A 21,816-nucleotide genomic window follows, 5' to 3' on the forward strand; every position below is an offset into this window, starting at 1 on the left:
GCGGGTCCATTCAATTGAATGGGTATCAAATGCAAATACGAGCCGTTATCATTTAAGGATGGTGCCGCTGCGTGACGTGGCGGCATCGGGCGGAGCGTCGTGCTGGCGTTCTGCCGTCCTTCCCTGTCACGGCTGGTGTTCCATGCACGCACGTCCCGTCGTTCCCGGTTTGCCGGCCCTGGTGTTGGCGGCCCTGATCGGCACCATGGCCATGATGTCTTTCGTCGCCGTGATCGGCCCGGTGGTCCGGCTGTTGGGCCTGTCCGAATGGCACGCGGGCCTGTCGGTGACGGCCGCCGGCGTGCTGTGGATGCTGGCGGCTCGCCGCTGGGGCCAACTCAGCGACCGCATCGGTCGCAAGCGCGTGCTGCTGCTGGCGATGGGCGCGTACACCGGCGTCTACCTCGCGCTCGCCATGTTCATCGATGTGGCCCTGGAGGTCACGCCGCCGGTGGTTGTGTCGGTGCTGGTGCTGGTGGGCGCGCGCGGGCTGATCGGGCTGTTCTATGCCGCCGTGCCACCGACGGCCGCAGCCTTGATCGCCGACCAGGCGCCGGCTGGCCAGCGCACGCAGTTTCTCGCCCGTCTGGGCAGTGCCAATGCACTGGGGATGGTGCTGGGCCCAGCGGCAGCAGGCTGGCTGGCCTACACGCATCTTTCGCTGGCGCTGTATGTGGCCGCGCTGTTGCCGCTGCTGGCGCTGGCACTGCTGGCGTGGCGTCTGCCTTCGACAGCGCCGGCAGCGGCGGCATCGTCAGCACGACGGACGCCCCTGCGCCGTCTGGACCGGCGCCTTCGGCTGCCCCAGCTGGCCGCGTTCCTTGCAATGGTGTCGGTGACCATCGCGCAGGTGACGGTCGGCTTCTTCGCGATCGATCGCCTCGGCCTGGCAGCGGCTGAAGGCGCGCGCATGGCCGGCATCGCACTGACGGCTGTGGGCGTCGGGCTGATCCTGGCGCAGGCACTGGTGATGAAGCTGGAGGTGCCACCGCGGCGCTGGATCGTGCTGGGTGCATTGATCGCCGGTATCGGCTTCGCCTCGGTCGCCGCCGTGCAGCAGTCCTGGCAGCTGCCGGCGGCCTATGCGCTGGCGGCATTCGGCATGGGCTTCGTGTTCCCGTCGTTCCAGGCGCTGGCCGCCGATGCGGTGCAGGCACACGAACAGGGTGCCGCCGCCGGAACGGTCGCTGCGGCACAGGGGCTGGGCATGGTGGTCGGGCCGATGCTCGGCACGCTGTTGTATCGGGGCGGGCCGAGCCTGCCGTATCTGCTGGTCGGTGTGCTGCTGCTGTTGCTGTGCGTGCTGGCGGCAGCGCACCGGATGAAGGAGGCGACATGAACGATTCGCTCAGGGACGATGCATGGCAGGAGACGGCGCCGTTGCCGTTGCCGGCTGCGGATGACCCCACGCTGTTCCTGCTGCAGCATGCAGGGCAGCATGTGCATGCGCGTGGCTGTCGTGCGGCGCTTGCGTCCGGTCCGCTGGTGACGCTGGCCGGGCGCGTGGCTGCGTTCTTCGCGCAGCAGCGGGGCGGGCCGGGCCTGCTGGTCGGAGCGATTCCGTTCGAACCACGTGCTCACGATGCGCTGTACCAGCCCGAACGCGTGCTGCCTGCGTTGCCGGTGCAGCCGCAGGCTGCGCCGTCGCTGGAGGGTGTCGTGCAGGCCGAACCTTCGGCGGACGACTACGCCGCAGCGGTGGATAGGGCAGTACAGGCCCTGCGTGATCCCCGACAGGACCTGCACAAGGTGGTACTGGCGCGCAGCCTGTTGGCACACACACGCCACGCCCTGACGCCCGATGTGCTGCTGGCGAGACTGGGAGCCGATCCGTCGGTAGCGACCTACGCGGTGCCGCTGCCGGTGGAGCTGGGCCAGGCCCCGGCATGGCTGGTCGGGGCGACGCCCGAGCTGCTGCTGCGCAAGCGCGGCGCGCAGGTGCTGTCGCACCCGCTGGCCGGCTCAGCCCGGCGCAGTGCGGATCCGGTGCAGGACGAGCGTGCCGCGCAGACCCTGCTGGCGTCGGCCAAGGATCACGACGAGCACCGTCATGTGGTCGAGGCCATCGTTGATGGCCTCTCTCCCTATTGCAGCCATATCGATGCGCAGGCGCGGCCGGTGCTGCATGCCACGGCCACCATGTGGCACCTGGGAACCCGCATCCATGCCACGTTGAAGGATCCACGGGTGCCGGCCGCCGCCCTGCTGGCGCAGCTGCATCCCACGCCCGCCGTATGCGGCACGCCGCAGCAGGCGGCGCTGCAGCGCATCCGCGAACTGGAGCCGGTTCCACGCGGCTTCTACGCCGGTGCCGTGGGGTGGCTGGACGCGCAGGGCGACGGCGACTGGTACGTCGCCATCCGCTGCGCACGACTGCAGGGCACGCAGCTGCGCCTGTATGCGGGCGCCGGCATCGTCGCCGGGTCGCAGCCGCAGGCCGAAGTGGCCGAAACCGCAGCGAAGTTTGCTGCCCTGTTGAACGCGTTGGGCGTCAGTGAGCCCGCGCCCCCGACCGAGCCCCTCGCATGAGCCGATTTCCTTCCCGCCTGCCATTGCGGCAGGTATGGCCCGAAGACCGGGTCGCCCACTATCGCCGGATGGGGCATTGGCGCGGGGAGACCTTCCCGGCCTTCCTGCGCGAGCGCGCCGAACGCTACGCCGATGACATCGCGGTGGTGGCAGGTGATGTCCGACTGAGCTATGCGCAGCTGTGGCACGAGGCCGGGCGCATCGGCAGCGGCCTGCTGGCGCTGGGCCTGCAGCCCGGTGAACGGGTGCTGGTGCAGCTGGGCAACAGCGCCGGCTTCATCGCCACCGTCTGCGGCCTGTTCCGCGCCGGCCTGGTACCGGTGTACGCGTTGCCCGCGCACCGCATCACCGAGCTGGTGCACTTCGCCACGAAGGCCGAGGCCAGTGCCTTTGTCACCGCCGATGTGCACGAGGGTTTCGATCATCGCGGGCTGGCACGGGCACTGCAGGCGGAGGTGCCGGCCCTGCGCCACGTGGTGATCGACGGCGATGCGGAGGAGTTCGTCGGGCTGGCGAACCTGCAGGGCGACCGCAGCCAGCTGCCGGCCGACCCGGATCCGCAGTCGGTGGCGTTCCTGCAGCTGTCAGGTGGCAGCACCGGCCTGTCCAAGCTGATTCCGCGCACGCACGACGACTACATCTATTCGTTCCGTGCCAGCAACGCGATCTGCGGGATCGACCGCGACAGCGTGTATCTGGTCGCATTGCCGGCCGCGCATAATTTTCCGATGAGCTCGCCGGGCTTCTTCGGTGCGCTGTATGCCGGTGCCCGCGTGGTGCTCAGTCCGGGGCCGGGCCCGGATGTCGCGTTCCCGCTGATTGCACGCGAGAAGGTGACCTGCTGTGGGCTGGTGCCGCCGCTGGCCCTGCTGTGGGCGCAGGCAGCGGCATCGACGAAGCACGATCTGTCCAGCCTGCGGGTGCTGCAGGTGGGCGGCGCAAAACTGGTGCCGGAGGCCGCGCGGCGCGTCATCGATGGCCTGGGCTGCACGCTGCAGCAGGTGTTCGGCATGGCCGAAGGCCTGGTGAACTACACCCGCCTCGACGATCCCGAGGAACTGGTGGTGGCCTGCCAGGGACGTCCGATCAGCCCTGACGACGAAGTCCGTGTGGTCGACGACCACGATCAGCCGGTTGCCGAGGGCGAGATCGGACATCTGTTGACCCGCGGCCCGTACACCATCCGTGGGTACCACAACGATGCCGCAGCCAACGCGCGCTCGTTCACCGACGACGGCTTCTACCGCACCGGCGACCGCGTGCAGCAGCTGCCCGGGGGATATCTGGTGGTGCAGGGGCGTGCCGGGGACCACATCAACCGTGCCGGCGAGAAGATCTCCGCCGAGGAGATCGAAGACCATCTGCTGGCCCATCCGGGTGTGTTCGATGCGGCGGTGGTGTCCATTCCCGATGAGTACCTGGGCGAGCGCAGCTGTGCCTTCGTCATCCGCCAGGGCGAGCCGATCACGGCGCCGGCACTGAAGGCCTGGATGCGCGGGCGCGGGCTGGCGGCGTTCAAGGTGCCGGACCAGGTGGTGTTCGTGGACAGCTTCGATACAACAGCGGTCGGCAAGATCAGCCGCCGCGAACTGCGTGCGCAGCTGCGTGCGCGTCATCTGCAACAGACAGGAGGAACGCGCTGATGGCGCTGCCCCGCATTGCTTCATATTCCCTGCCGACCGCCAGCGAGTTACCACAGCCGCGCGGCCCCTGGCACCCGCAGCGCGAGCGGATCGCGTTGCTGGTGCACGACATGCAACGCTACTTCCTGGCAGCGTTCGACGCGGACAGCGAGCCGCTGCGCCCCGCCGTGGACAACGTCGCGCGCCTGCTGGCGCATTGCCGGGCGCAGGGAATTCCCGTGTTCTATACCGCCCAGCATGGCGATCAGGACCGGCGCGACCGCGGCCTGCAGGCCGACCTGTGGGGGCCCGGCATGCGCCGGAGTGACGAACATGAGCCGATCATCACCGCGCTGGCCCCGCAGCCGGGCGAGCACGTACTGGTCAAGCATCGCTACAGCGCGTTCCAGCGCAGCAACCTGGAGACGCTGATGCGCGCGCGCGGGCGCGACCAGCTGCTGGTGACCGGTGTGTATGCGCATATCGGCTGCACCGCGACCGTGGTCGAAGCCTTCCAGCGTGATATCGAGGCATTCATCGCCGCGGATGCGGTCGCCGACTTCTCGCGCGCCGATCATGAGCAGGCGCTGCACTGGATCGCACGGACCTGTGGCGTACCGATGACCACCGGCCAGCTGCTGGAGACACTGTGATGGATAGGACGGGCGATGTGCTTGACCTGGAACGGATGCGCGCGGACGTGGCGCGCGTGCTCGAATGCGAGCCGGCCGACATCGGCGATGACGACAACCTGATCGATCTCGACCTGGATTCGATGCGCATGCTCGGCCTCGTTCTTGCGTGGAGCAATACTGGCCTTCCGCTGGAGTTCTCGCAGCTGGCCGAGCACACCACGCTGCGCCAGTGGTGGCAGGTGGTGCAACGGCTGCAGGCCGCACAAGGCGCATGAACGGTGCAGCGCCAGCCTCACCGGTGGCATTGACCGAGGCCCAGGCGGGGCTGTGGTATGCCCAGCGCCTGGCTCCCGACAACCCTGCATTCAACACGGCCCATGCCGTATGGATCGACGGCGCGCTGGACGTGGCGGCGTTCACGGCCGCCGCCAACCAGGCGGCGGCAGAGGCGCAGGCGCTCGCACTGCGCTTCGCGGAAGGCAGCGATGGCCAGCCGCTGCAATGGCATGAGCCGGCGCATGTACCGCTGCTGGCAGTCCATGATCTTTCCAGCGCTGCCGATCCGGTGGCCGACGCCAACGCCGCGATGCGGGCCGACCGGCTGAGCCCGGTCGATCCCACCCGCGACCGGATCAGCCAGCAGGTGCTCTACGCACTGGGAGGCCAGCGCTGGCTCTGGTACCTGCGCGTTCACCATCTCGGCACTGATGGCTATGGCATGGCACTGATCAGCGATCGTGTCTGCGCGCTGTACGCCGGGCGCGGCGGCGATGCGCTGCCGCCCCTGGCCGGTGTACTGGCCGACGATGCGGCATACCGCATCGATCCGCGTCGCGAGATGGCCGGTGCCTGGTGGCGCGACCACCTGCGGGACGCGCCGGCCGCCGCTGGTCTGGCCGGCATCGCCGCCGCCAGCGATGACGCGCTGCGCTGGGTGCAGCCGCTGGATGCCACCTTCCGTGAAGAGCTGCTGCAGGCATCAGTGCGCTGGCTGCAGCCGTGGCCGGATGTGCTGGCCGCACTTGCGGCCGAGTACCTGCGGCGGATGAGTGCGGCCGAGGAAGTGGTGCTGGGGGTGCCCTACATGGGGCGCCTGGGAAACGCGTCGGCGCGCGTGCCCGCGATGGTGATGAACGTGCTGCCGCTGCGCGTGGCCGCTGCCGAGGGCAGTGTCGAAAGCTACACCCGTGGCATCGGCCGGCAGTTGAGCCAGAGCCGCAGGCATGGCCGGTATCGCGGCGAACAGCTGCGGCGCGATCTGGGACTGGTCGGTGCGCAGCAGCGCCTGCATGGCCCGCTGGTGAACATACAGCCGTTCTACAGGCCGCTGGCCCTGCCCGGCGTGCAGGCCACGCTGCAGGTGCTGTGCACCGGGCCGGTGGAGGATCTGGTGCTGGGCTTCCGCGGTGATGGCCAGGCGCTGCTGGATCTGGAGATCGAGGCGAACCCCGCCCTGTACAGCGACGCCGACGTGCAGGCGCATGCGCAACGGCTGCTGCATTTCGTGTCGGCGGCGCTGGATGCCGACGACATTGCCAGCGTGCCACTGGCCACCGGGGCAGAAATCGCCCAGGTGGTTCACCGCTTCAACGCGACCACCCATCCATTGCCTGCAACCACACTGGTGGAACTGTTGCAGCAGGGCATGGATCGCGACCCGCAGGCAACGGCGCTGGTCTGCGGCGACGCGACGCTTGAGCATGCCGCGCTGGAGGCACGCAGCTTCGCGCTGGCGGCACAGCTGCGCGCGCTGGGGGTGGGGCCGGGCAGTGTGGTGGCGGTCGCGCTGCCGCGTTCGATGGAGCTGGTCATCGCCCTGGTGGCCGTGCTGCGTGCCGGCGCCGCCTATCTTCCGCTGGATCCTGCACATCCCGACGAGCGCCTGGCGCGCATCCTGCGCTCGGCGCGTCCGGCCTGCGTGCTGGCCGACAGCACGATGGCGCACCGGGCCGCAGGCGTGCCGGTGCTGCCGCCCGATCAATGGATGGCACAGGGGTCTGCCGCGCCCTGGCCGGACCCGGCGCCGGATGATGCGGCCTATGTGATCTACACCTCCGGCTCGACCGGCGAACCCAAGGGCGTGGTCATCGAGCATCGCGCCATCGTCAACCGCCTGTTGTGGATGCGCGAGCACTACGGCTTCGGCGCCGACGACCGCGTGCTGCAGAAGACGCCCGCCACGTTCGACGTGTCGGTCTGGGAGTTCTTCCTGCCGCTGCTGTGCGGCGCCACGCTGGTTCTCGCGGGTCCGGATGCCCATCGTGATCCCACCGAGCTGGCCCGGCTGATCCGCGCGCAGGCCATCACCACCGCCCACTTCGTCCCGTCGATGCTGGACGCCTTCCTCGCGGCGCCGGCCTCGCAGGGCCTGCAGCTGCGCCGGGTGTTCACCAGCGGCGAAGCGCTCGACGCCTCGCTCCGCGACCGCTTCCATGCCCGCATCGACGCGCAGCTGCACAACCTGTACGGGCCTACCGAAGCCGCGGTGGACGTCAGTTACTGGCCAGCCCCGGCAGGCGATCGCTCACGCCCGGTCCCGATCGGCTTCCCGGTCTGGAACACCCGCCTGTATGTGCTCGATGCACGCATGCAGCCTTTGCCGGTGGGCGTGCCGGGCGAGCTCTACCTCGGCGGCGTGCAGCTGGCACGAGGCTACCTGGGCCGCGACGATCTCACCGCCGGACGTTTCCTGGCCGATCCCTTCCTCGCGGGCGAGCGCATCTACCGCACCGGGGACGTTGCACGTTGGCGCAGCGACGGAGCGGTCGAGTATCTGGGCCGCAGCGACCATCAGGTGAAGCTGCGCGGTCTGCGCATCGAGCTGGGGGAGATCGAGGCGGCGCTGCGGGAACTGCCCGGCATGGAGCGCGTGGAAGTGCTGCTGCGCCACGACCTTCCCGGTGAGCCGCGGCTGGTCGCCTACGTGCCAGCGGCAATGGCCGACGCCGCTGCCCTGCGCGCGCACCTGGCGGCGCGCGTGCCGGACTACATGGTGCCGTCGGCGTTTGTCGGGGTCGATCACTGGCCGGTGACCACCAACGGAAAGCTGGATCGCAGCGCGCTTCCGAAACCGCCGGAGGTCGGGATGACCGGTGTCGCACCGCGCACGCCACTGGAACATGCGCTGGCCGCCTTGTTCGCACAGGCACTGGGCCGTGAGCAGGCAGTTGCGGTGGATGCGGACTTCTTCAGCCTGGGGGGCGACTCGCTTTCGGCCGTGCACCTGCTGCTGGCCATCGAACAGCGCTGGCGCTGCGAGCTGGGCCTCGGCGTTCTGTTCGCGGAGCCGACGGTGGCGGCGCTGGCCCGGCGTATCGCCGAACCCCCGATGCTGGCCGATCATGCCTTGGGCCCGGTCATCGCGTTGACCACGACCGATGGGACTGAACCCCCGCCGCTGTTCGTGCTGCACCCGGCAGGCGGCATCGCCTGGAATTACCGCGCGCTGGCGCGTGCGCTGCAACCGGCGCGGGCCGTGTACGGGCTGCAGTCGCCGGCGCTGGACGCCGCGCAGCCGCTGCCGGCCAGCATCGAGGCGATGGCCAACGAGTACGTGCAGCGTGTAGTGACCCTGCAGCCGCGCGGGCCGGTGCACCTGCTCGGCTGGTCGGTGGGGGGGATCATCGCCCAGGCGATGGCCGTGCGCCTGCACGAGATCGGTCGCAAGGTCGGCGAGCTGGTCCTGCTCGACGCCTATCCCAGTGAGTGCTGGCGGGCCGAGCCGGAGCCGGATCCGATCGCCGCACTGCGGGCGTTGCTGGCCATCGCCGGTCACGATCCGGACGCTCACCCGGAGCTGGACAGCCGCGAGCGCATTCTGGCTTTCCTGCGTCGAGGTGGCAGTGCGCTGGGCAGCCTGCCCGACGTGGTGCTGGACGGCGTGGTGCGCGCGGTCACCGGAACCAACCGGCTGATCCGCGAGCACCACCACCGTCCATTCGACGGGACCCTGGTGCATGTGCGCGCAGGGCGCGACCACCAGGCACGACCACAGCTGCAGTCGGCGCTGTGGAAGGCGCACGCGCGCACGGTGCAGGCGCTGGAACTGCCGTTCCTGCATGCCGAACTGACCGGCCGTGATGCGGTGGCGCAACTCGCGCCATGGCTGTCGGCGCGACTGCGGCATTGGGATGAACAACAGGAGATCGCAACATGCAGTTGACCGGTTTTGAGGGTCGCGTGGCGCTGGTGACCGGCGCAGCCGGGGGGATCGGCACCGCGCTGGTGAAACTGCTGGTCGCCGCCGGCTGCCAGGTGGTGGCCACCGACCGCGAGTCGCCCGCGATCGTGGGCGAGCGCGTGCATGCGTATGCGCTGGATGTCAGCGACAGCGCAGCGGTCGATGCGCTCATCGACCAGGTAGAGGCGAAGATCGGACCGATCGCCCTGGCGGCCAGTGTGGCCGGCGTGCTGCAGGTCGGCGCGGTGACGGATACCTGTGATGCCGATTGGCGCCGTGTTTTCTCGGTCAACGCTGACGGTGTGTTCCATCTCGGCCGCGCACTGGCGCGGGTGATGTCACCGCGCAGACAGGGCGCCATCGTCACCGTCAGCTCGAACGCCGCAGGCGTGCCGCGTCACGGCATGGCGGCCTACGCTGCCTCGAAGGCGGCAGCGACCATGTTCACCCGTTGCCTGGGCCTGGAGCTGGCGCCACTGGGCATCCGCTGCAACATCGTCGCACCCGGTTCGACGCTGACCGCCATGCAGACCGGCATGTGGGAAGACGCGCACGGTGCCGAGCGGGTGATTGCCGGCAACCTCGACACCTACAAGGCCGGCATTCCCCTGCGCAAGCTGGCTACGCCGGAGGACGTTGCCCAGTCGGTGATGTTCCTGCTGTCCGAGCAGGCCGGGCATGTGGCGATGAGTGACCTGTACGTCGACGGCGGCGCCACGCTGCGCGGCTGACCCCCTGATGCAGGGCCGGGCCTCAACCGGGGTTGCGGGGCTTGCGCGCGCGCTTCGGTTTCGCCGCATCACCGCCACTGGCCGCACCGTCCTGCAGCGCCTGCAACCACGACAGGGTATCGACGTAATCGATGAAGTGGCGCAGATAGCCGGGGCTGGCGGCCTGCATCGAATCGAGCATGCGCTGCACCAGCACCGCAGAGTTCAGCGGGCCGCCGTCGGCGGGGGCCTCGGTGCGCAGCGAACGGCGCACCTGCAGTTCACTGCGCAGCTCCGACCACTCGTGCTGCACCTGCTGCAGCATCGGCACCTGCGGGTAGTCCGCCAGCGAGCGCGACCCCGCATCGAGATCGCGCACCAGTGCACGCAGCCCCTCCAGCGCTGGCAGCTTATCTGCCATCCGGTGCCCTGGGCCTGGGAATCGGCGCGATCTCCACGCGGCGGTTGCGCGCGCGGCCATCTTCGCTGGCATTGGAGCTGACCGGCTGCTCGCTGCCGAAGGCGGCGGCGAACACCGCATCGGCCGGTACGCCATCCGCGATCAGGGTACGGGTCACCGTCAGCGAACGCTGCGCGGACAGTTCCCAGTTGTCGGCGAAACGACGGTTGCCTTCGCGCACCGGCGCATCATCGGTGAAGCCGCTGACCATCAGAATCTCTTCGCGGCTGCCCAGGTAGGCAGCCAGCGGTGCGGCCAGGCTGCGCAGCAGCTCCTGGCCCTCCGGCTGCAGCTGGTCTGAATTGAGGGCGAACAGCACACTGCCGCTGATGCCGATGCGGCCATCGACCAGCGTCACCCGGCCCGCCGCCAGCGGGCCGGCCAGTGCCTGCTCCAGCGTCTGCAGGCGCTTGGCTTCGGCCTGGCGCTGCCTGACTTCATCCTCCAGCCGCTGCGAGAGTTCCAGCTGGACCGCTACCACGCCGACCAGGATCAGCACGAACGCGCCGAGCAGTACCGACATCAGGTCGCCGAATGCCGCCCAGATCGGCGCGTGCGAACCGCCGTCGACCTCCAGCTCGTCGCTCATGCGGTGCCGGCCTTGCCGCGGCGCGCGGCCAACTGCTGCAGCTCCTCCATCACCTGTTTCTGCGACAGCAGGCTCAGGTCGACCACCTCGCGCGCCTGCGCCACGTAATAGGCCAGCTGCTCGTCGCTGCGGGCCAGCGAGGCATCCAGCGCGCCACCGATCTGTTCCAGCCGGCCCGACAGCTCGGCCGATGCGGCGCCGAACTGGGCCACGGCGTCGCCGAAGGCGCCGGCAAGGTGGCCGACTTCAGTGGCGCTGCCATCGAGCAGTGCAGCGATGCCGTCGAGCTTGCCGGTTTCGGCCGCGATGTGGTCGGTGAAGCGGTTGCCGACGCGCTCCAGCAGTTCCGCCGAGCCGCCCACCAGTGCATCGACCGCGCTGCGTTGTTCATGCGAGGCATGGTTGATCGCATCCAGCAGGGTCTGCACCGTCGCCAGCAGGCGGCCGCGCTCCTCCAGCATCGCGTTGTCGCGCACCAGACTCTCGGAGAGCGTGCTGCGCAGCTCGTTGATGACGTCGGCAGCGGCCTTCGGTGCGGCGGCAGCCGTCTGCAGCAGGGTCGAGACTTCCGCGAGCGTTGCGCTGGCCTGGGCACGGCCGTTCTCGCCGATCTGCTGCGCGGTCTCCGCCAGCGTGTCGCAGATCTGCTGTTGCTGCGCAGCCAGGCGTTCTCCATTGGCGTGCAGGCGTTCGGCCAGATCGTTCGACAGGGTGTGCAGCGCGTCGCTCCAGCGTTGCAGGCGCTGTTCGTCACCGGCCTGCAGTTGTGCCTGCAGCGCGGCGTGGGCCTGTTGCAGATGGGTGCTGGCGGCCTCCCAGCGCGCCTGGCGCTGCTGCTCGTGGTCCTGCAGCAGCGACTGGCTGGCTGCATGACGTTCTTCAAGCGCGTGAATCAGCGACTGGGCCCGTTCGTCCAGATGCTGGCTGACCGCCTCCAGCGCCTGCTGCTGGCGCTCGACCAGCGTGGTGTTCAGCGCATGCTGCTGGTCGGCCGCAGTGCGCCACGCGTCGGTCTGGCGGTCGGCATCCGCCTGCAGCCGTTCGCCGATGCGTGCCACCACTGCTTCGCCGTGTGCACCCTGGGCATCGCTGAAGGCCTGCAGATGCTGACGCAGGTCGGACACCAGCGCCTGCTGTGCCTGGGCTTGTTCGGCCATCACCCGCGTCCAGCTGGCTTCAGTCGATACGCGGCTGCGCTCGAAGCCGTCCGCCAGCCCGGCCAGCTGCTGCTGCACCGCCTGTTCAACGCGCGCATGCAGGGCCTGGCCGTGGCTGGCCAGGCCAGCCAGCGTGGTTTCCGCCATCGGCTGCAGGGCACCGCCGATGGCCGCTGCGCTGGCTTCGGCGCCTTCGCGCAGCGATTGCTGGAGGGAGGCCGCCAGGCGCTCCTGCAGCGCCTGGCTCTGGCTGAGGAACTCGGCCTGGCCGGCCAGCAGCCGTTCGTTGGCCGCCAGGCTGTGCTGCTCGAAGGCACCGGTCATCGCCTGCAGGCGGTCGACCAGGGCCGGCAGCGCTGCGGACTGCGCCTGCAGCAGTCGCAGGGATTCGGCGCGTTGCCACGCCTGCGAATACGGGTGCAGCGGGCCGGAGATGGCACGGTCGAGCTGCTGCACGGCCTGCAGGCGATCCCGGCGCAACAGCGCCGAAAGCAGCCCCAGCATGGCCGAACTGGCGACACCGGCAATCGACGTACCGAAGGCGACGGCCAGGCCCTGTACCGGGGATGCCAGCGAGCCGCGGATGGCGGCCATGTCGGTGGCGCTCTGCAGGGCGAGGCCGGTGCCGCGCAGGGTGTCCATCATGCCCAGCAGGGTGCCGAGCATGCCCAGCAGCACCAGCAGGCCGACCAGGTACGGTGTCAGGACCGGGCCGGGCAGGGCGGTGCGCTCACCTTCCACGCGCAGGCGCACGGCATTGCGCAGGCTTGCCGGCACGCGCTCCAGCCAGGGTGCCAGGCGCTCCTCGGCGGCGGACAGATCGCCCAGGGCATCGCGCAGGCCCGCGCTGGCCTGGCGATAGCGGTACAGCTCCACACCACCGGCGATGTAGCAGGCGGCAATGACCGCCGCGACCGCTGCACCCAACGGGTGCACCGAAACGTAGCCGATGCCGATCCAGCACACGGCCAGCAGGCCGACAAGGAAGACAACGACAGGGAAAGCAGTTCTGGACATGGTGTTCCGGGTCAGTGGGAGCGCAGGGCTGCCAGCAGCCCCTCGATCGGGTGGAAGCGCAGCTGCAGCTCGGCAAGCAGCAGCGAGCGCATGTCATGGCGGAATGCGGTGCGCCAGCCAGGCTGGCCATGCACGCGGTCGAAGCGGGTGCCCAGCACTGCCGGGGCGATGGCCAGCAGGCTGTGCTCGCGCGGGCTGAGGGTCTGCTCCATCACGGCGTCGATCTCGGCCAGCCGCGCCAAATCGGGCGAGGCCCGCAGCAACTGGTCACGGAGGCGTCCGCGCAGGCGTCCGGTCGCGGTCTGGATGGCCTGCTGCAGCACCCGGTAGCGCTGCCGCAACGAGGCAAAGGTGGGTGTGGCGGCCGCCTCGGCCAGATCGAGCAGGCGCTCGGCTTCGGCGTCGTCACGAATCGACGCCAGCAGGCTGGCATGGGCCTGCTCGCAGTCGGCCAGCAGGTCGTCCATCGCCTCGCCCGCGTCCGCCGCTGCAGGCCCGCGTCCGCCCAGTGCCGTCGACAGCGCGACAGCACGGCTCCAGTCCACCCACTGACCGAGGCGATCGGTCAGGACGGGACTGGTGGCCGGCATCGCGCCGTCGCTGAGACGGGCGAGCAGGCGAAGGAAATCCGGTCCACCCAGGACCGTCTGCGCTGCGTTCGCCATCAAGGGGTGAGGGGCCAAAAACCGTTGATTTTACAGCCAGATGAGCCTGGCTGGATGAAAGGCGGGACGGGTGGGCGGGCCCGCAGGCGCCACAAGGCTTAGAATGACCGGCTGCACTCACCACGTTCGACCTCTGGAGCACCCATGACTGTTGCGCAGTTCTACCCGATCGGCACCCCCGGACAGCCCTGGGGCGATCCGGAACGCGCGCAGTGGCGGGCCCGCCAGCAACGCCAGCGCAGCTACCATGACGATGTGGTGGCGGCGCTGGAACGCCTGGACGAGCGTTTCGACGTGATCCAGTACGGGCAGCTCGATTACGCGCCGGACCACTATCCCCTGTTCGCCGTGGTCAACCACGACTGGAACCCGGCACTGCCGACGGCGCTGGTTACCGGCGGCGTGCATGGTTATGAGACCAGCGGCGTACACGGTGCCCTGCAGTTCCTGGAGCAGCAGGCCGAGCGCTACCTGGGGCGTCTGAACCTGATCGTGGCCCCCTGCGTGAGTCCGTGGGGCTATGAGCGCATCCAGCGCTGGAACCCCGCTGCCCTGGACCCGAACCGCAGCTTCCGCGACGGCGGCCTGATCGAGGAAGCCGCCTCGCTGATGCGCTGGGTGGCCGGGCGCAAGGCCGACATCCGGGTGCACCTGGACCTGCACGAAACCACCGACAGCGACCTGCACGAGTTCGACCCGGCCCGTTGCGCCCGTGATGGCAAGCCCTTCGAGCGGGACACCATTCCCGATGGTTTCTACGTGATCGGCAACAGCGAAGACCCGCAACCGGCGTTCCAGCAGGCGCTGATCGCCGCCGTGGCGCCGATCACCCATATCGCCCCGGCCGATGCCGAGGGCAACCTGGTCGGCCTGCCGTTGCAGTCGCCGGGCGTGGTATGGGGTGAATCGCGCTCGATCGGGGCCTGCGCCGGATTCACCGATGCACGTTTTGCCACCACCACGGAGGTCTACCCGGACAGTCCGCGTACCGACCCGCAGGAGTGCAACGACGCGCAGGTCGCGGCGGTCTGTGCGGGCCTGGATTTCGCCCTGGCGCACTGATCCGGATCGGGACCGCGACCGACCGGGATGACGCTGCTACGCGGCCATTACTCGGCGAAACTGGCGGTGTCCTTGCCTTGCCGCTTGGCGTGGTAGAGGGCTCGGTCGGCCAGTGCCAGCCAGTCCTCGACACTGCCGTGTCGCGGGCTCGCAGCGACTCCCATGCTGACACTGAAATCGCTCGCCGGTCCTGTCCGGCGTGCGTTCTCGTGCAGGCGTTGCCGGATGCGTGCCGCCATCTGCATGGCGTCTGACGCGGCGCAGTCGCGCAGCAGCACGACGAACTCATCCCCCCCGAGCCGTGCAGCTGTATCGGCCGGGCTGGCGAATTCGCGCAGTGTCGTGGCGATATGCCGCAGGACCTGATCGCCGGCGCGATGCCCCTGCGAGTCGTTGATGCGCTTGAAGTCATCCACATCCAGCATCAACAGGCACGCCATGCCACCGTGGCGCTGGGATTTGTCCAGCGCCTGCTGGGCACGGTGGATCAGGAAGCCCCGGTTGGCCAGCTCCACCAGCGGATCCATCCGGCTCAGCCGCCGCAGCTGCCGGTTCTGTGATTTCACCCGGCGCGCGAGTTGCCAGCTCAGGATGCTGAGGCCGATGCCGTACACGAACAGGAACGGCATGCTCAGCATGATGCTGCGTTGCGAGGTGGTCGGCTGGTAGGGGAAGCCCAGCGCGAACCAGACGAGTCCAAAACCCAGCACCAGCGCCAGCGTCGCCCGCAGCGCCAGCCGCACTCCCCCTGCTGCGATCTTGTCGGCCACCAGCAGAGCGGTGAACAGCGCGCTGGGCACGATGCTGAGGGCGATGAACGCGATCCACGCGCCGCCAAGGAAGGAATCGAGCACCATGCAGCGGAACTGGGTGGCGGCCGGCTCGGGGGAACGCCGGGTGAGGACCAGAGCGATCGTCGGCCATGCCAGCGCGTTGAGCAGCAGCAGCGTCCATGGCCACACACCATCCTGGCGTTCGAGCAGGATGGACGCCAGGGGCAGCGCCGCCAGGCTGCTGCCGACGAACCGCATCCAACCGATGCGCCGCGCCGCGCCGATACCCTCGACGGCCACCTCGGTCGAATCAGTGAAGTAGGGCATTGCCGATCCCCCCAAGATCGCACGACCAACGGCGCTCCACGGTGGAGCGCGCTCCAGCAGTCTGGCATTGCGACGTCAACGGCCCGTGCATGCTGCGGTCGCCGACGTCAGCGCCGGATGGCAACACGGGGCCGCGGGCGCCGGGCGCCCGTTTGCTTCGGTCCGGAATCATCGAGGGCAGCGCGGCGGGCGTCTAAACCTTCTGCACCCCTGCCGCATCCAAGGCAGGCGGCAATCTGCCGTTGCCTCCACTGGAAGCCATCAATGCGCCAGTCCATACGCTCGTGGTACGTCGCCCTGGTTGCGGGGCTGCTTGTTCTTCCGCAGCCCTGCGCCGCGGCCGGGACGATCACCCTTCCTTTCGAGCAGGACAAGGATCACCGGATCTATGTGGAAGGGCGGATCAACCAGTCAGGACCGCTGCGCTTTCTTGTCGACACCGGCGCTGACGGACTGGCAGTCACGGTTGCCACCCGCAAGGCCGCGTCGATGCAGGTCGATGACCGCTCCGAGAACACCGGCTCCGATGGCGTGAGTTTCGTGGACTACAGTACCCACAACACGGTCGTCGTGGGAGACATGCGCCGGACGATGGGGGCGGCCGTGATCGACTACGGCAAGCGTCCGTTCGACGCCGTGCTTGGCTGGACATTCTTCGCGGGGCGCATCATCGAGATCGACTACGACCGCAAGCTGCTGCACGTGCACGACAGGTTGCCGGATCTGCACGGATACACCCGCGCGAACGTCCGCTGGATCGACAATACGCCCGCCATCGAAGTGCTTCTGCGTGAGGGTGGCTCGACACTTGCGGCCTGGCTGTTCGTGGACACCGGCAGCAACGGCGCCATCGATCTGGGTCATGCGTACAGCTCGCGCCACCGACTGCAGGATGTGTTCACCCGCACGATCGGTACCTCACAGTTCAGCGGCTCGGCGGGAAGGAAGATCCGGGCCGTCGATGCACGGATCGCATCGGTCGATGTGGGCGGGCTGCGACAGGAACAGCCCAAGGTGTCGTTCACCATCGATGAGGATGGATCCAATGCCGACGGCACGCTGGGCAGTGAAGCACTGCGCAACTTCAATATCCTGCTGGATACCAGAACCGGGCAGCTCCATCTGCGGCCAAACGGAAACGCGCGCGCGCTGCCGAACTAGCCCTTCAGCGCCCACCGCTGGACGCAGCAGCGGCAGGCAGCGCAGGAAGGGCTGACCCATAGCGCGTCTGCGCCCGATGGGTCAGCCAGGGCTGCGTTCACCGACGCAGCGCGTCGACGATCACGCCGGTGGCGATTTCAACAAGCAGATACTCGGTGTCGCTCTGGCGGACCCAGCGCTGGCCGCGGCCGGGATCACGCAGCCTGTAGCGTGCGTAGTCATCCACCCAGTAGCGACGATCCACTTCCGCCCACGGCAGATGATCGCCGCGCCGCCATGCCTTCTTCTGCCATCCTGGCGGCGGTGCGTCGCGATTGTGCGGCCCGCCTGCGTGCGGTGGGGGACCGTTTCCGCGAGCGTGGTGCGGCGGATCCGCCCAGGCCGGTGCGACGGCGAGCAGTGCCACCATCAGAGCAGGTACGACGTGTCGGGTCCTCATGGCATCCTCCTGTCAGTGGCCGGTCCTGCCGGCCTGGTGAGGTGGACCATAGGCCAACGCCCGTGAACGGAATCATGCTGTCTGTTTCCCTGCCGAGGGGGCGGCGCCTGTTGGCGGCAGTGTCGAATCGAGGATGTCCAGCAGGGCACGCAGACGGTCCATGTGGCGCAGATCCTGGTGATAGCCCACCCAGATGCCCCGCGAGGGGGGCGTTCCGTGTGAGTCGATGCGCTGCAGTCCGGCTACCGCGTCACCCAACGCACGGGGCAGCACGGCGATGCCGGTACCGTGCAGGCACATCTGCGCCTGGACACTGCGACTGGTACTGGTGAATGCGCGCGGTGAACGCGGAAACCGCTGCAGCAACCATTCCACGTCGGGGAAGTGCGACTGCGCGGTGTTCATCAGGATGAGCCCGACCGAATCGGGGTCGTCCTGCAGCCGGGCGATGGTCGAGACCGAACCATACAGGCCGTAGGGCAGGGTCATCACGAGGCGCTGGACGATGTCCGGCTCACTGAACGGCACGATGCGGAACGCGACGTCGGCATCGCGGCGCGACAGGTCAAGCAGTCGATAGCTGGCGATCAGTTCCGGAACCACCGCCGGATGCCGGCGTACCAGTTCGGCGAGCATGGGCGTCAGCACGTGACAGGCAAACCAGTCCGCGCTCGAAATGCGCAGAATGCCTTCCAGCCGGCCCGGGCTGCCTTCCAGGCGGCGCTCCATGGCCAGGGCGGAGTTCTCCATGGCTTCGGCCAGGGCCAGCACCGCATCACCGGCATCGGTCGTGACCAGCCCGTCCCGCGTCCGCCGCAGCAGGGGCTGCCGGGCGTGCTGTTCAAGGGCCTTCAACCGGCGGCCCACCGTGGGATGGCTGACACCAAGGCGGCGCGCCGCCTCCCCCAGCGACCCGCTCCGCACGATCGCCAGGAAGACACGGACATCACCCCATTCCATGATCAAGATCGTTCAAAAATGTACGACAAATGTGCATCAGTGTCAGTCCACATACAAGTTTGAAAGGTCCAGCATGGGCCCCGGTCGCACTGACCGCCTCCCCCTGGAACTGGATCCGCTTGATATGAACACGCTGAAAGACAAGGTCGCGCTGGTCACCGGCGCTTCGAAGGGCATTGGCGCTGCGGTTGCCCGCCGCCTGGCGGCCGACGGCGCCAGCGTCGTCGTCAACTACGCCTCGAGCCGGGAGGGCGCCGAACGGGTCGTTGCCGATATCGAAGCCGCCGGTGGTCGGGCGCTGGCGGTGCGCGCCGACGTGCGTGACGCGCGCGAGGTCGATGCACTGGTGGCCACGGCCCTGGATGCGTTCGGCAGGCTGGATGTAGTGGTGAACAACTCGGGCGTGTACCGGTTCGCGAAGATCGAGGACACCACCGAGGCGCTCTATCGCCACCAGTTCGACATCAATGTGCTGGGCCCGCTGCTGGTCACTGCCGCCACCGTTCCCCATCTGCGGCCCGGTGCAAGCATCATCAACATCAGTTCATTCGTGACCCGCATCCTGCCGGTGGACAGCGCCATCTACACCGGTTCGAAGGGCGCGATGGACGCCATCACCGGCGTGTTGTCCAGGGAGCTTGGTCCGCGCGGTATCCGTGTCAATGCGGTCAATCCCGGCCTGATCGAGACCGAGGGCACACAGGCTGCGGGTGTCGTCGATTCCGGGTTCCAGGCCTGGAATCTGGCGCAGACACCACTGGGCCGGACAGGCCAGGTACTGGACGTGGCGCCGATCGTTGCGTTTCTCGCCTCCGATGATGCGCGATGGATGAGCGGCGACACCCTGCTTGCCTCAGGCGGCATGCGCTGAGTGGGGGGACGACATGAATCTACCGGCTGACGCTGCGGGCCCCGTGTCGCCCGATCCGCGCCGTTGGATGGCATTGGCTGTACTGCTGACAGGCACGCTGCTGCCGCCGCTCGACTTCTTCATCGTCAATGTCGCGTTGCCGGCCATCCGTGTCGATCTGCACGCGCCCCCGGATGTCTCGCAGCTGGTCATCTCGGTCTACGCCACGGCCTACGCGGTGACCCTGATCCTGGGAGGCCGGCTGGGCGACATCTACGGCAGGAAACGGGTGTTCATCGCAGGCATGCTGGGGTTTGGCCTGGCATCGGCGCTGTGCGGCCTGGCGCCTGCGGCTGAAGTGCTGGTGGCCGGACGGCTGCTGCAGGGGATGTCGGCCGCGCTGATGGCCCCGCAGTCATTGGCATCGATCCATGCCCTGTTCCCGGACAGCGAGAAGCGCCGTGCGCTTGGCCTGTATGGCGCCACCTTCGGCCTCGCATCGGTGGGCGGGCAGCTGCTGGGAGGGGTGCTTGTGACAGCCGATCTGTGGGGGACAGGGTGGAGGAGCGTGTTCCTCATCAATCTTCCCATCATCGCAGCCGCGGTGCCGGCTGCATTCGTGCTGCTGCGTGAGTCGCGCACCCGCCAGGGAGCACGGCTGGACGCTGTCGGAGCCGTGGCGCTGGCGGCGTCGTTGCTGGCGCTGGTGGTACCGATCATCGAGGGCCGCCAGCGCCAGTGGCCGTGGTGGTGCGTAGGACTGCTGCTGGCAAGCGGCCCCCTGCTGCTGTTGTTCTGGAGGCATGAGCAGCGATGCGTGGGGCGTGGGCAGATGCCGCTGGTATTGCCATCGCTGCTGCAGATACGCGGGTTGAGGCGCAGTCTGTCAGCGACATTCTTCTTCTACGCGCTGGCTGCGTTCTTTCTCGTCTTCGCGGTGTATCAGCAGTCCGCGCTGGGGCGCAGCAGCGCGTCGGCGGGGTTGGCGATCCTGCCGTTGGGGCTGGGCTTCCTTCTCGGGCCGCTGTGTGGTTCGGCGTTCCGGCGGCTGGCCGCACAGGGTGCATCGCATGGGATGGTGATGGAGGTTGCGGGCCTGCTGGCGGTCGCAACGCTCGCGCTGCTGGACATGCCGTCGTGGCTGCCGCTTCCGCTGTTTCTGATCGGCGCAGGACAGGGCATTGCGCTTCCGGCGCTGGTGAAGCAGAGCGTGGACCATGTGGATGCCCGCCACGCCGGGCTGGCCGCAGGCATCGTGAGTGCGACACTGCAGATCAGTGCGGCGCTGTCGGTGGCGTTGGTGGGCGGTGTGTTCTTCGCCGTCGCGCCTGACATGGCAGCACCGGCGGACGTGCGCACCGCGTTCGTGGTGGCCTCGCTGGTGATCGCGGCATCCTTGGCAGTTGCCGCCGGATTCGCTTGGCGACGTGGTTGAGACGGGGTCTTCACGCCACGTCCACGTCTTCCACCTGCAGCTGAAAGCCAATCGGAGAGTGTGCCGAAACGCCGCTATATTCCAGACACCCCAGACGAAGGAGGGAGTGGAATGATTCTTACCAAGCAGCACCTGATGATGGCACGTACGCTCGGTGTGGCGATTGTCGCCACCGTAGGCCTTGGGGCCTGCGCCACCTACAAGGACGATTTCGCAACGATCAACTCGCGGCTCGACCAGCTTGATGTGAAGGTGCAGGGTGCGGCGCAGAGCGCCGAGTCGGCCAATCAGTCGGCGCAGCAGGCCAACCAGCGTCTGGATCAGATCGAAGGCCGTGTCCAGCAGCTTGAACGGGCACCTCGCCGCACCCCGCGCGGCTGACCGCCTGTAGCCTGCACATCCGAGTCAGGGGCCCAGTGGCCGCAGCGGCCACTGGTGTCCTCCCGTAACACAGCTTTCGAGGAATGCTCCCATCCATACCCACTCCTCCCTTGCGCGCCGTGCGCATCGCGCTGCTCTGGCAGTGGCATTGGCGTTCCTGGTGGTCGGGGTCGTCAATGCAGAAGATGCCGTCGCGCCGCCGTCGGCCGCCGTTGATGAACTGCCACACGGCCAGGATGTCTCCGAAATCGTGATCGAACTGGCGGGCTGGGTCGTGGCATCCAAGGACAGCCAAGGCTATCCGTTCGCGGTCATGGACAAGGCTGCCGCGCAGATCCTGGTGTTCGGTGGCGACGGCCGGCTGCGCGGCGCGGCCCCTGCATTGTTCGGTTCAGCGACCGGCGACCACACCGCGCCCGGCGTTGCGGGTCTCGCCCTGCGTGCCATTCCGGGACGGGACCGCACCACGCCTGCAGGTCGCTTCGTGGGCGGCTACGGCCCTTCGATCGATGCAGGGCGGGTGCTGTGGGTGGACTACGAGTCCGCAGTCTCCATCCATCCGACCGCGACCGGCGTTCCGGCAGAGAGGCGTGTCGAGCGCCTGGCATCGCCGTCGCCGGACGACAACCGCGTCACCCACGGCTGCATCAACGTCTCGCCGGAGTTCTACGAACGCATCATCCGTTCCACCTTCGAGCGGGGCGGGGTGTTCTACATCCTGCCGGACGTGGACCCGATCGAGCAGACCTTCCCCGAGTTCGCACAGAGCCGCGCGGCTGCGCAGCACAACGGCGGCAAGCGCGCACGATCTGCCCGCAGGTAGACGCTCCGCCGCCGGCCCGGTGGGCGGCGCGGTCAGCCTGG

At 68.5% G+C, this 21,816-nt stretch carries 20 protein-coding genes; 13 read left to right on the forward strand and 7 right to left on the reverse strand.

The genetic code is table 11. The annotated features are described in order from the left end of the window. Nucleotides 1–142: 142 nt before the first annotated feature. From ACVOME_RS01575 to ACVOME_RS01605, 7 genes are read left to right on the forward strand one after another with little or no spacing between them, the layout of a single operon-like run. The gene (locus tag ACVOME_RS01575) at nucleotides 143–1,339 is read left to right on the forward strand and encodes an MFS transporter (RefSeq protein ID WP_481504622.1); all 1,197 of its coding nucleotides are present in this window, start codon (nucleotides 143–145) and stop codon (nucleotides 1,337–1,339) included. Then, nucleotides 1,336–2,529, forward strand: a complete 1,194-nt coding sequence (locus ACVOME_RS01580; protein WP_481504623.1) for an isochorismate synthase — start codon at nucleotides 1,336–1,338, stop codon at nucleotides 2,527–2,529. The genes ACVOME_RS01575 and ACVOME_RS01580 overlap by 4 nt, the downstream gene beginning before the upstream one ends. Beyond that, nucleotides 2,526–4,172: a (2,3-dihydroxybenzoyl)adenylate synthase gene (locus tag ACVOME_RS01585; RefSeq protein WP_459062073.1), complete on the forward strand. Its 1,647-nt coding sequence runs from the start codon at nucleotides 2,526–2,528 to the stop codon at nucleotides 4,170–4,172. Before ACVOME_RS01580 ends, ACVOME_RS01585 begins: the two co-directional genes overlap by 4 nt. Continuing rightward, nucleotides 4,172–4,804 (forward strand): isochorismatase family protein, encoded by a 633-nt coding sequence (locus ACVOME_RS01590; protein WP_180875289.1) that lies wholly within the window; start codon nucleotides 4,172–4,174, stop codon nucleotides 4,802–4,804. The genes ACVOME_RS01585 and ACVOME_RS01590 overlap by 1 nt, the downstream gene beginning before the upstream one ends. Continuing rightward, nucleotides 4,804–5,061: a phosphopantetheine-binding protein gene (locus tag ACVOME_RS01595; protein WP_053517795.1), complete on the forward strand. Its 258-nt coding sequence runs from the start codon at nucleotides 4,804–4,806 to the stop codon at nucleotides 5,059–5,061. Before ACVOME_RS01590 ends, ACVOME_RS01595 begins: the two co-directional genes overlap by 1 nt. Further along, on the forward strand, nucleotides 5,058–8,948 hold the full coding sequence (locus ACVOME_RS01600) for an amino acid adenylation domain-containing protein (RefSeq protein ID WP_481504624.1): 3,891 nt from the start codon (nucleotides 5,058–5,060) through the stop codon (nucleotides 8,946–8,948). The genes ACVOME_RS01595 and ACVOME_RS01600 overlap by 4 nt, the downstream gene beginning before the upstream one ends. Continuing rightward, complete coding sequence (locus ACVOME_RS01605) at nucleotides 8,939–9,697, forward strand: 2,3-dihydro-2,3-dihydroxybenzoate dehydrogenase (RefSeq protein WP_481504625.1); 759 nt, start codon at nucleotides 8,939–8,941, stop codon at nucleotides 9,695–9,697. The genes ACVOME_RS01600 and ACVOME_RS01605 overlap by 10 nt, the downstream gene beginning before the upstream one ends. Before the next feature lie 22 nt (nucleotides 9,698–9,719). Here the strand turns inward: ACVOME_RS01605 and ACVOME_RS01610 are convergent, their stop codons facing one another. From ACVOME_RS01610 to ACVOME_RS01625, 4 genes are read right to left on the reverse strand one after another with little or no spacing between them, the layout of a single operon-like run. Then, on the reverse strand, nucleotides 9,720–10,097 hold the full coding sequence (locus tag ACVOME_RS01610) for a DUF2894 domain-containing protein (protein WP_065182919.1): 378 nt from the start codon (nucleotides 10,095–10,097) through the stop codon (nucleotides 9,720–9,722). Further along, nucleotides 10,087–10,725, reverse strand: coding sequence for an OmpA family protein (locus tag ACVOME_RS01615; protein WP_053517790.1), 639 nt, complete (start codon nucleotides 10,723–10,725; stop codon nucleotides 10,087–10,089). The genes ACVOME_RS01610 and ACVOME_RS01615 overlap by 11 nt, the downstream gene beginning before the upstream one ends. Beyond that, nucleotides 10,722–12,899: a DUF802 domain-containing protein gene (locus ACVOME_RS01620; protein ID WP_481504626.1), complete on the reverse strand. Its 2,178-nt coding sequence runs from the start codon at nucleotides 12,897–12,899 to the stop codon at nucleotides 10,722–10,724. Before ACVOME_RS01620 ends, ACVOME_RS01615 begins: the two co-directional genes overlap by 4 nt. 11 nt (nucleotides 12,900–12,910) lie before the next feature. After that, nucleotides 12,911–13,564 (reverse strand): DUF3348 family protein, encoded by a 654-nt coding sequence (locus tag ACVOME_RS01625; RefSeq protein ID WP_197600068.1) that lies wholly within the window; start codon nucleotides 13,562–13,564, stop codon nucleotides 12,911–12,913. Nucleotides 13,565–13,708: 144 nt separating this feature from the next. Here ACVOME_RS01625 and ACVOME_RS01630 point away from each other — a divergent pair, with 144 nt between their 5' ends. Continuing rightward, a complete protein-coding gene (locus ACVOME_RS01630) occupies nucleotides 13,709–14,626 on the forward strand; it encodes a M14 family metallopeptidase (protein ID WP_262218255.1) in 918 nt (305 codons plus the stop codon). A 47-nt stretch (nucleotides 14,627–14,673) separates the two neighbouring features. Here ACVOME_RS01630 and ACVOME_RS01635 read toward each other — a convergent pair whose 3' ends face one another. Next, nucleotides 14,674–15,726 (reverse strand): sensor domain-containing diguanylate cyclase, encoded by a 1,053-nt coding sequence (locus ACVOME_RS01635; RefSeq protein WP_128988296.1) that lies wholly within the window; start codon nucleotides 15,724–15,726, stop codon nucleotides 14,674–14,676. Nucleotides 15,727–15,990: 264 nt separating this feature from the next. Between ACVOME_RS01635 and ACVOME_RS01640 the strand changes: the two genes are divergently transcribed. Continuing rightward, nucleotides 15,991–16,887: a retropepsin-like aspartic protease gene (locus ACVOME_RS01640; protein WP_481504627.1), complete on the forward strand. Its 897-nt coding sequence runs from the start codon at nucleotides 15,991–15,993 to the stop codon at nucleotides 16,885–16,887. Nucleotides 16,888–16,984: 97 nt separating this feature from the next. On the opposite strand, the gene ACVOME_RS01645 is transcribed toward ACVOME_RS01640, so the two are convergent. After that, nucleotides 16,985–17,326 (reverse strand): RcnB family protein, encoded by a 342-nt coding sequence (locus tag ACVOME_RS01645; protein WP_053519774.1) that lies wholly within the window; start codon nucleotides 17,324–17,326, stop codon nucleotides 16,985–16,987. Nucleotides 17,327–17,398: 72 nt separating this feature from the next. After that, nucleotides 17,399–18,286 carry a LysR family transcriptional regulator gene (locus tag ACVOME_RS01650; RefSeq protein WP_481504628.1) on the reverse strand — a complete coding sequence of 296 codons (888 nt, stop codon included), beginning with the start codon at nucleotides 18,284–18,286 and terminating at the stop codon, nucleotides 17,399–17,401. Nucleotides 18,287–18,410: 124 nt separating this feature from the next. On the opposite strand from ACVOME_RS01650, the gene ACVOME_RS01655 reads away from it, so the two are divergent. The 4 genes from ACVOME_RS01655 to ACVOME_RS01670 all read left to right on the forward strand — a co-directional run bounded on the left by ACVOME_RS01655 (nucleotide 18,411) and on the right by ACVOME_RS01670 (nucleotide 21,775). Next, a complete protein-coding gene (locus tag ACVOME_RS01655) occupies nucleotides 18,411–19,157 on the forward strand; it encodes an SDR family NAD(P)-dependent oxidoreductase (RefSeq protein ID WP_481504629.1) in 747 nt (248 codons plus the stop codon). A 67-nt stretch (nucleotides 19,158–19,224) separates the two neighbouring features. Continuing rightward, nucleotides 19,225–20,571, forward strand: coding sequence for an MFS transporter (locus ACVOME_RS01660; protein WP_481504630.1), 1,347 nt, complete (start codon nucleotides 19,225–19,227; stop codon nucleotides 20,569–20,571). A gap of 111 nt (nucleotides 20,572–20,682) precedes the next feature. Continuing rightward, complete coding sequence (locus ACVOME_RS01665; RefSeq protein WP_053519770.1) at nucleotides 20,683–20,952, forward strand: hypothetical protein; 270 nt, start codon at nucleotides 20,683–20,685, stop codon at nucleotides 20,950–20,952. A gap of 142 nt (nucleotides 20,953–21,094) precedes the next feature. Next, the gene (locus ACVOME_RS01670) at nucleotides 21,095–21,775 is read left to right on the forward strand and encodes a hypothetical protein (RefSeq protein ID WP_481504631.1); all 681 of its coding nucleotides are present in this window, start codon (nucleotides 21,095–21,097) and stop codon (nucleotides 21,773–21,775) included. Nucleotides 21,776–21,816 lie beyond the last annotated feature (41 nt).

The sequence above is a fragment of the Stenotrophomonas sp. STEN008 genome (genome assembly GCF_056760435.1).